The sequence below is a fragment of the Photorhabdus hainanensis genome (genome assembly GCF_018448965.1).
GTDB classification, from domain to species: Bacteria; Pseudomonadota; Gammaproteobacteria; order Enterobacterales; family Enterobacteriaceae; genus Photorhabdus; species Photorhabdus akhurstii.
On sequence record NZ_RCWD01000069.1, the window covers coordinates 1 to 9,694 of the forward strand.

At 35.0% G+C, this 9,694-nt stretch carries 9 protein-coding genes; 4 read left to right on the plus strand and 5 right to left on the minus strand.

Annotation, left to right across the window (positions count from 1 at the left end; translation table 11 throughout):
* Together EAE92_RS24855 and EAE92_RS23380 are read left to right on the plus strand one after the other, a co-directional pair.
* Positions 1-764, plus strand: a 764-nt coding sequence (locus tag EAE92_RS24855; protein WP_246545379.1) for a phage tail protein, incomplete at its 5' end; no start/stop codon positions are given.
* Positions 764-1,390, plus strand: a complete 627-nt coding sequence (locus EAE92_RS23380; RefSeq protein WP_214069777.1) for a tail fiber assembly protein — start codon at positions 764-766, stop codon at positions 1,388-1,390. The genes EAE92_RS24855 and EAE92_RS23380, both read left to right, overlap by 1 nt.
* A gap of 114 nt (positions 1,391-1,504) precedes the next feature.
* Here EAE92_RS23380 and EAE92_RS23385 read toward each other — a convergent pair whose 3' ends face one another.
* Both EAE92_RS23385 and EAE92_RS23390 read right to left on the minus strand, forming a co-directional pair.
* A complete protein-coding gene (locus EAE92_RS23385) occupies positions 1,505-2,410 on the minus strand; it encodes a GNAT family protein (protein WP_214069778.1) in 906 nt (301 codons plus the stop codon).
* Positions 2,411-2,510: 100 nt separating this feature from the next.
* A complete protein-coding gene (locus EAE92_RS23390; protein WP_214069779.1) occupies positions 2,511-4,061 on the minus strand; it encodes a phosphoethanolamine transferase in 1,551 nt (516 codons plus the stop codon).
* A gap of 641 nt (positions 4,062-4,702) precedes the next feature.
* On the opposite strand from EAE92_RS23390, the gene EAE92_RS23395 reads away from it, so the two are divergent.
* Positions 4,703-5,056, plus strand: a complete 354-nt coding sequence (locus EAE92_RS23395) for a glycosyltransferase family 32 protein (protein WP_246545380.1) — start codon at positions 4,703-4,705, stop codon at positions 5,054-5,056.
* A gap of 748 nt (positions 5,057-5,804) precedes the next feature.
* Here the strand turns inward: EAE92_RS23395 and EAE92_RS24860 are convergent.
* The gene (locus EAE92_RS24860) at positions 5,805-6,029 is read right to left on the minus strand and encodes a hypothetical protein (protein ID WP_246545381.1); all 225 of its coding nucleotides are present in this window, start codon (positions 6,027-6,029) and stop codon (positions 5,805-5,807) included.
* Between the two features lie 908 nt (positions 6,030-6,937).
* Between EAE92_RS24860 and EAE92_RS23410 the strand changes: the two genes are divergently transcribed.
* On the plus strand, positions 6,938-8,008 hold the full coding sequence (locus tag EAE92_RS23410) for a glycosyltransferase (protein ID WP_214069780.1): 1,071 nt from the start codon (positions 6,938-6,940) through the stop codon (positions 8,006-8,008).
* Positions 8,009-8,635: 627 nt separating this feature from the next.
* Here EAE92_RS23410 and EAE92_RS23415 read toward each other — a convergent pair.
* Together EAE92_RS23415 and EAE92_RS23420 are read right to left on the minus strand one after the other, a co-directional pair.
* A complete protein-coding gene (locus tag EAE92_RS23415) occupies positions 8,636-9,064 on the minus strand; it encodes a type II toxin-antitoxin system HicB family antitoxin (RefSeq protein WP_214069781.1) in 429 nt (142 codons plus the stop codon).
* Between the two features lie 24 nt (positions 9,065-9,088).
* Positions 9,089-9,271, minus strand: coding sequence for a type II toxin-antitoxin system HicA family toxin (locus tag EAE92_RS23420; RefSeq protein ID WP_110087469.1), 183 nt, complete (start codon positions 9,269-9,271; stop codon positions 9,089-9,091).
* Positions 9,272-9,694 lie beyond the last annotated feature (423 nt).

The window sequence follows — 9,694 nt, forward strand, 5'->3', positions numbered from 1 at the left end:
AAAACCTTGGTTTGATGGAAACGGTGAGTTTGGCGAGGAATGCTGTGTCAACGGTCAGCGGAGGGACAATCAAAGCTGGACTAAATGTGCAAAGCGTACTAATTGTCGGAATAAATCAAAATAAAAGTTTGCGTATTTCATCTAATGAAACTGCTGATAGTAATGTTAATTTATTTGTGTGGGGAAACTCAAACAGAAAAACTGTTTTTGAATGCGGAGATAAAAGCGGATGTTTATTTTATTCACATCGACTGTCATCTAATAATGTTGAACTTTTTTCGACCGGGAAAATTATTCCCACAGATTACAAAAACTTTGATGATCGCTATGACAATATCCCAGTCGGCGTCCCATTGCCGTACCCCCACCGCTACACCCCAGTTGGTTACTTAACATGCAACGGGCAAACATTCGATAAATCTTTATATCCGAAGTTAGCAGAGGCTTATCCTATTGGCAGAGTGCCCGATTTAAGGGGGGAGTTTATCCGGGGTTGGGATGATAGCCGTGGTGTTGACCCCGGTCGGGTGTGTGGGACGTGGCAAGCCGATGGCATTCCAGATCACAATCATTACAAAGTAGCTTCAAAACAATTAGTTGAAGATCTTGTGCTTGTAGGGGGTGAATCCTGGTCAACATCAAAAGGCAGTACATATTCCCGCTCATTAGATCAAAATACATACACGGGCGGCGTTACTGAAGCAACAGCAAATGAAACTCGCCCCCGCAACGTCGCCTTTAATTACATAGTGAGAGCAGCATAATGACGGAACAGAAATACTCTTTAGAACATGAAACCGCTGTATTGGGTAAAGATGGTTTAGCAATTCAAGCTGGATGGATAAAGGTTTATCACTCGAATCAGATAACGAGAGAATTCACAAACTCTGACATTGAATATGTCATGCTTGGTGTCAGTTTATCGGCCGGTGCTTATCCTGACGCGCCAAAGCTTCCCAGTTCTGCAGAGGAAGCGGTCTGTCGTAGTGTAGATGGAAAATGCTGGGAAATACTCCCCGATTACCGTGGAAAAACAGCTTACAACACACAAACTCGATTACCGCAAGAAATTACTGATCTGGGTGAATTACCCGAAATCCTGACATTCAAACAACCTATTACTCATTTTGATCGATGGGATGGCTCAAAGTGGGTGATTGACAAAGTGGCAATAAAGGATAGTGAAATTGAGCAGGCAGAACAACTACGCAGTACATTGTGCACACAAGCCAATGAAACTATTAAGTTGCTCCAATATGCTGTTGATACTGGATTAGCTTCGGAAGAAGAACAGACATTGTTACTTGAATGGAAAAAATATCTGGTATTGTTGAACCGTGTTGACACTTCATTGGCCCCTGATATTAAGTGGCCTGAGATGCCAGAATGACAACAATAAGGGCTGCCCATGCAGCCCAATGACAATTGTAAAGCATTCTATTTAGTCTATCTTCGAAATATTATGCTATTATTTTGCAATCTACCGGGATAGATCTTTTTAATTTTACAGACTCAATATTCTGCCAATGGGTTGTAGGTTACACCATCTGAGTTTGTATTCTCTGGATGGACAGCCGAAGGAATATCTGGCATTTTCATATTGAGAATAAGCTCTTTCTATATTGCTCCAAATTAGTAAAGAGCCAATAGAATGCTTTTGCAATTCATCTGAAGTATCCATTCCTGCCTGGATAAACTCAAAGATAGTGTGTTCAAAAGTACATGTCTTTGTAATAAAATGAAATGCGCATGCCTCATCTTTGTAAAATAATATATTTCCCCATATAAGAGGTTGAATTAGTTCAAATAATTCTTGAGTTAGCGCCTCATCAACACAACAAGAACCCCATCTTTTCTCGGTAAGAGAGAAATAAATATTTGCTATTTCTCTTGGGTTGAAAGATTCACAATCTACGACTTTTCCTCCAATCTTTAGAAAGCGCTTCAATCGGTCTTTATATTTTTTCTGGGATTTTGTCGATATTCCACCGTTACCTAATTCTTTAGCAATGCACACTCTTCTATTGGCATTAAATATATATGTTGAATTAATCACATTTTTCCTATTTAAAGGAGAAATAAATTTTGATTTAATAGGCAATACAAATTTAGCTTCCGGAGAAGCGGGTATGATTAATTCGTCATTAGGAATAGCTATACGGATATATTTCGATAATGGAGTACAAGGATCGTTTGCAAGAAATCGCTCTCCCCATATGCATATGGCAGCAGTCAATAGCCCATTAGAATCTTTCTGTACATAGTACTTTTCATCACATTTAAAATGTTTATGAATGAAATCTAAAACAACGGGGTGTGTTGCTAATCCCCCACCGTACATACTGTAGCATTGACGATAATCATCAATGCTAGCTTCTTTCCACCCAAACAGAGATAATAATGTTTTCATCTAAAAAATTTATCCATTAAATAGTTCATAATAACAGCGCTCACGTATTTATAAATCAAGTCCGACACATATCCTATCTATATTTTTCATAATATGAAATTCATTCGGGAATTTTATCTTCCGGTAATGAACTATATTTCATGAACTTATTACTAAAGTTCAGAACATCATCTTGATTTTCACATATTTCATTAGACAACATTTTACAATTATCAGATATTGTTGACTCTTTAATACCTGTCCAATCTGAAAATAGTGTTAAGAAGTTCATTGAATTGCGTTGAACGTTAATAATATTACGTGACGTATCATCGTAAGAGGTAATAAACATAGGAACCTGATAATTCTGCTTATATTTATCATTATGAGCAAGCCTCATCTTCTTAGTATCTTTCTCAAAGAAAGAACCTCCGTGATCAGCAAAATACATCAAAGACCAGCTCTTCTCATTTTTCTGTGCTTCATCAGTAATTATTGATAACAAATCATCAGTGTTTTCAATACTCTGTATATAGCAAGAAACCTGCTCTGATTTAAAAAATACCTTGTATTCATAATTTGTTCTGGTACAAGCAGGAGAATGAGACCCCATTAAGTGAATAACAATTAACTTCTTTTCTCTCTTATCCTCTAGAGCTTTTTTCACAATTGGTATTATATTTGTGTCAGGCATATTTCTATTAAGACCAGAACTGGATTCACCTTTTTTAATAAATAATGGAGAATCAGCCCTTGCTCCCATACTGGCAACCGGAGTATCAAATATCCCCATAGAACCCTGATTTGATATCCAGTAGGTATAAAAACCAGCTTTTTTTGCTAATGTAACAATATTATTGCTTAAAATATTTTTACCATCTTTGACCATCGCTAGTGAGTTTGCCAATGATATCTGGGTCGATGGACCTACTGAGATATAATTTGTAAAAAGCGTCCCATTGGTAGTGCTCATAAAAGGTGTATTATGTATCGGAAATCCATACGCATTCATAAAATCTCTACGTACACTTTCTCCAATCACAACAATGTAGGTGCTATATTTGGGCTTTGCCGATACCGTTCCCCATGTATCCTTTTCACTTAATATTTCCTGCATTCTTTTATATTCAATTTTTACCCTTATAAAGTTGATAGTGACATCTTTGATGGCTCTAATTTCAGGAAGCCCAGAGTCAAGAATATTGAATTCCTTACCCTGTATAAATGCTTTTAAAGGGTGATGTATTATCGTTATTAACGCAAAAGAGAATAGAAGAACGTTAATATTTCTATGCAAATTAATGTTTACTTTCAAAGATAACAAGCAAAAGATCAGGATAAACGTACTAAAAAGATAGTACTCAATTGGAATAGAAGAGATAAATTCACTAGCTTCTTGTTCATTTGTATAGAATAACGAAAGAATTGAGTTGAAGTTTGGTGATCCATATGTAAGCCCGATAGGAGCATAAACGAGAGTTGCTATACCAAGAACGATAAGCAGGGGCCTATAAACCACAGTGACCTTGTTTAGCAATAGAAAAATGAAGAACATAGCGAATACATACGCTATTTTTAAGCGATAACCTAGAGCCATATGAGCTAAAAGGCAAAAGATGAAGAGTGCAACAACTGGTAGCAGCTTGATTAGGTGGTTTTTTGTAAGTTTCATATTTATCTATCAATAGGGCATTGTGTAATAGTAAAACGTAATTCAGTTTTCGAAAAACAAGAAAAACGGAGATTCAATTTCTTCATCCAGCCAGATTTTCTATTAGTACTATACTATGTATTTTTCGCTATGTGAATAAGATAAATCTTAGTCAAAGTACAAACCAGAATACTTTATTTACAATATAAAAGAAATCATATAACGCAGAAGTATCACCATAATCCCCAGCGTAGAAAAGTACACATAATATACCACGCGCTAATAAACCATAGCAGCAGGATAAAGTAAACAAAACAGTTATTAAATATATGTGTGGATAATTTTTAGCGTATTTATTCCTATTGAATATTTTGAAAAACTGGTCTACCAATATCTTATCAATTACCCACTCTTTCCATCCCGTTTATCATCGATACCATAAGGAATATCTAGCAAATATTTAAGACTCTCATGAAAAATGGAGCTCAGCTCTGAGATGGAAGAAGATTGTGGAACCGTGGAAATAGAGATTGTTGAGGTTACGAAGTGTGGGATTAATTACCCTAATTGGGCTTTTTTAGGCGATGATAGCAGGGTGATCTAACAAACAGAATCTGATATACTACTTATGAATAAAACTTGTTTAACTTTTGAGGTAGAAAATGATACCTAAGAAAATTCATTATGTATGGGTTGGTAATCAACCAAAATCCGAGCTGATACTCAAATGTATTGAAAGTTGGAAGAAACACCTACCTGATTATGAGATAATCGAATGGAATAACGAGAAATTTGAAAAAATAAAAAACAAATATTCAGAGCAAGCCTACCAGAACAGAAAATGGGCTTTTGTTTCTGACTATATCAGGCTTTATGCTCTTTATCATGAAGGAGGAGTCTATTTGGATTCTGATGTTGAAATCACTAACAACATAGATCAATTCCTTCATTTAGATTTTTTTAGTGATTATGAAAATTGTAGGGGACATTGTCACCCAATTACTGCTGTTATGTGAGCTCAAACAGGAAACCTCATCATTGCTGATTTGTTAAGTTATCATGAGAATGCTGAATTTGAAACCTCAAATGGTTTTGACTTAGAGACAAATACAGTTCGCATTAGTCGTTATTTCTCTGAAAAATTCGGGCTTAAAGCACCTTATGATGGCTCTCTCACAACTCAGCTAAATGATAGATCAATTATTTATCCATCATATTATTTCTGTACTCCAGAATATGAATTAGAGAACTTTTCAGTTCATTTGTTTAATGGCTCTTGGTGTCCCTCTCACTCTCGCAAGGATAAATTAATTATCTTCAATAGATTTATTTTTTCTCGGTTCATTAGAATAAGAAATACAGGAGAACCTCAAGTTACATCAAGAGAAAAGATACTCTTTAAGCTCCCTATACTAAAGAATAAACAATATGTATTAATAATAAAAAAATAACATAACTTACAGGGAGCTATATCCTTGTAAGTTAACTAAAACAACAGAGCGTCTTAATACATAAATTCCAGGCATCTTAAAACCTTCACTATCTATTGCAACAACAATGATTAGTGCCGGTTAAAGTTAAAATTACCCAACATCCACTGGTATTAGTGTGTATATTCATACCTAAAACTGGTGGGAGTGTAACTATAAAACATAAGTCACTATGATGTGTAGCAAATACTATTATTCTATTGTTCAATGGCCGTCAACAAATCTAGCTCCTCCTTTAGCCCATGTAAGGGCTCCCGACCAAACTTGGGTAAAATTAGTGAAGTAATTCTGATTTTTTTTGAACATATTGACTGTCATTTTTCCCTTTCGTGTAACTTTGTCTACTAAGAGCATAATTACCCATAGGTTGAACTTTTACATCCCCGGCATTCAGATTGACATCTCCAGTCAACGCCTTGCCATTAATTTTCCGACTATTCGACACCACATTTTTCGCCAAATTTACAGTTTTCACTAACCCAAGTTTTCTATAATCCATTGAATCACTACAACCCTTGCCAACCTAACTCCTTAAAGTATTAAACAAGGTTAGATACGGTATATTAACGTATCAATAGGTAACCAAAATGACGATTTAGAGAAAAAGACATTATAAACGAATGAATTATGAGCAGATTTTGAGTGATAAATCTTCATATTTGCATGATTTACTTTCTGAATTTTCGATTCTTAAGATGATAGACTGATATTACAATACATGTTTTGATGATCCACGTCCTGTTTTTGGATATTAATACTATGCTATAACTAATACCTTCTAAATAAGATTCTAAAATAGTGCCACATCTTATGCCATTCATAATTCTATGTACAACAGTGGCTTGAAGAAAATGATGCGTAGCAGAATTATGAAATATTATTTAGTAGTTCACGAGAATGACCGATGATAATAACGAGTCAGCAATACATTATTTAGATAAATTCACGTGTATTTTTGTTTATTTCCCTATAAAAAAATCATAGTTATACCTCTATATCATGTTAATTTTTCTAGATTTCAAATGATTCGGTTTAACTGAGGAAATGGTCTAAATATTCTGATTCACATTATAAGAAATATATAGTATGATGATACTTAAGATTTCAGTTTCCCTATCTTTTCAAAAGATAAACTATTTTTCAGTATTACATAAATGTGTTATTGGTATTCAGATATGAAACTCATAAAAGACTATCTAATCAGACTATTATGCGATGTTACTCTCCTTGTCCCTTGCTTTTTAGAGATATATAAATTTAGATCCTTGCTTAAGAGTAGGGAGTGTATTCTCCATATCCCTCATTTTTCTGTTCACAAATCAGACCTCTGTGATTTATAAAATCCTTTACATTACTTTCAGCATACTCTCATTTGTATCCCATATTTTATCAAAGTGAAAAATCATCATGAAAAAAATAATTGTTGTAGGCTATGAGCTTGGTGGGTTTGGTGGCATGGAGACTGTTTGTAAAAAATGCGTATCCTTACTATCCAAAGATAACGCAGATATCGATATTGGCTTTATCTTCATCAAAGAAGATCAGCAACCTTCTAATGATACCTGGTTAAACGGAATGAAGTTTAAATATATCTCTTCACAAGTCAGGAATCCGCCACTTCGCCGAATTCATTTTGCTTTGCAACTTTCAAAATGCATAAAGCAAGAGAATCCTGATCTGATTATTTCTATTTCCGCACAGAGTTGTTACATCTCCAACTTAGCTAGGAAAATTTCATTAAAAAAAATACCGGTATTCTCTTGGATCCACCTTTCCCTGTATTCAGCGTATAAAGCAATATTCACACTCAAAGCAGACTACCACCTATCTATTAGTACTGGGAATACTAATTATTTGATTAATATGGGAGTACCCAACAACAAAATATGTACAATTTTTAATCCCATATCAAGAACACCAATAATGATTACTCGCCCTAAAAATATGTCGAAATTTATCTATGTAGGAAGAATTATTGCAGGTGAGGGGAAGAATTTGCAAAGTATGTTCCATGCACTTTCCCAAATTAAAGGAAACTGGGAATTAGATATTTTGGGGGCAGGCGATGATATAGGTGTTCTACAATCATTAGCGGTTGATTTAAAGATAGAACAAAAAATTTTATGGCATGGTTGGCAAGTAAATCCTTGGGACTACATTGTTAATAATATAAAAGAAGTAACCGCGCTATTACTTACATCAACACATGAAGGTTTACCTATGGTACTTGGTGAAGCTAATTCCTATGGTATTTACTGTATTAGTTCTGATTGTAAAACTGGTCCATCGGACATTATTCAAGATTCTATAAATGGGATCCTATACCCTGTTGATAGGCCCGATGTGTTGGTAAGCATTTTACAAGATATTGTTAACGGAAGACAATTACCTCGCAGCACTGATATAAAAAACGCGATAGAAAGACTCTATGATGATAATTACTTGAGTAGAATTAAATCCGCGTTGAGTATTTCTTAAATATTACGACTTAATTAACCTTCCTTTAGTTTCCGATAGTTAAAGTACTTATACCAAAAGGTAATCGAAAATCAATGTGACTCCAGAATAACAGGGTGTGTCCTTTACTAATTTAACTGCTTTATCAGTAGTAAGGAAATACTAGACCATTATCATGGTAACATCACAGACTATTAGCCTTTTGAGGATTTTTAACTGCTGGCAAAAACCTGTTTGAAAAAGCAGGTTTTTTAGTAATGCGTTAGTTAAAGATGTTGTAATTAACTCTAGTGTAATAACTATTGACATTCTTGCTTAATACCTCATCAACTTAATGTAACCCTTATATAATATGCATTATTTTGGGAGGAGAAAATACTACAAGCACAGGGATAACGAGTAAGAATGTCAATCATAGCCTCATTAATCTTGCTTTCTATGCGAGAAATAGTTGGTGGTTTCCCATACATTCTGCTATTTGGACACGAGTGATGTCTGCATTGTTACACCATTCAGCTAGCAGAGCCTGTAATTTTTCTTTTTATTTTTCTATTCTTATATGGTCATCCATACGACGATGTAGAAGACTAATAAACATGACATCAATTGAATATTTTTCAAACTATAGCGCATCCATGCACCATAGTGTTACCTAAGTTCATGCCTTGCTGCTTCAGCTAAAAAGTGACTTCTATCTCTATATTGTGTCGGACTTTCTTTGACGCGATTATCAATACGCTGAATAAGTGTATCGGGTAATGAGATATTAATGCGTTGTTGCTTTCCGGAAAATTCAGATAAATCAACATCAATAACAAACCAACTATCAATGTATTGATATTCTGTGTTTTTTGCATAAACTAGATAGCCAGGGTCCTTGATTTGTTCAATGGCTTTACTGTTTGCAACCATATCTTCAACAGTTAACAAGATAGCTTCACGTGCCATTATCGCAATGTCTTCTTTACTGTCAGCAGCAGAGAAACAACCATAATTTTCGGTACACAACGCAGGAATAACCAAACCATACGCTGTGTTTTCATCTTTCGGTAACTCAACACCTACTGAAAAAAACATGATGACCTCCAAAGTCGGCGGGGATTAAATCCCCGCCATTTTTTTTATAGATTTGACAGTGCCGATAGGTAGATCTTTTTTGGGATGCGGGACCGGGAACGTCTTTCCGGTTATAGGTGACCACCAAATTTGGTGGCTACCTCCGTTATGCCTTCTAAGTTTGCACCCAGCAGCAGTCAGCTCTTTTATTAGGTCAGTTGATTTCATATATCCTCCCAACCTGACATCAGGATACACACACATACACACAAAGTAAATTTATTTATCTCACAAAAAAATGGCTAAGAAAGCTTGCTAATGTGTGATAGTTGCAAAATATGGCATTGCAGCAGGCCACGCCTAGTATTCAGAGGGTTAAAATCCTCAGGGAAAACGTATTGTTTGGGGTATACCGCGATACATTCTCTGAACTTACAAGGCAAGATGGTGCTAATTTTTTGCTGATTTATTACTCAAAATGTGTTTGTAATTTCTTCGCGGCTAATATCTTTCTCTCTAATTCGCTACTTTGGTTATTTATTGATACGTGAATATATGCGATCTTTACCATATTTAGATCCGTTTAACACTTTAAAAAGCTGAGTTGATAAGAGTTACGGTAAATTAATGAGTTATGGTAAACCTTGGTTT

Bases quoted from the DNA above. Each gene is read 5' to 3' on its own strand.
- EAE92_RS23380 (WP_214069777.1), top strand. From the start codon at position 764: ATGACGGAACAGAAATACTCTTTAGAACATGAAACCGCTGTATTGGGT.
- EAE92_RS23385 (WP_214069778.1), bottom strand. From the start codon at position 2,410: ATGAAAACATTATTATCTCTGTTTGGGTGGAAAGAAGCTAGCATTGAT.
- EAE92_RS23390 (WP_214069779.1), bottom strand. From the start codon at position 4,061: ATGAAACTTACAAAAAACCACCTAATCAAGCTGCTACCAGTTGTTGCA.
- EAE92_RS23395 (WP_246545380.1), top strand. From the start codon at position 4,703: ATGATACCTAAGAAAATTCATTATGTATGGGTTGGTAATCAACCAAAA.
- EAE92_RS24860 (WP_246545381.1), bottom strand. From the start codon at position 6,029: ATGGATTATAGAAAACTTGGGTTAGTGAAAACTGTAAATTTGGCGAAA.
- EAE92_RS23410 (WP_214069780.1), top strand. From the start codon at position 6,938: ATGAAAAAAATAATTGTTGTAGGCTATGAGCTTGGTGGGTTTGGTGGC.
- EAE92_RS23415 (WP_214069781.1), bottom strand. From the start codon at position 9,064: ATGTTTTTTTCAGTAGGTGTTGAGTTACCGAAAGATGAAAACACAGCG.
- EAE92_RS23420 (WP_110087469.1), bottom strand. From the start codon at position 9,271: ATGAAATCAACTGACCTAATAAAAGAGCTGACTGCTGCTGGGTGCAAA.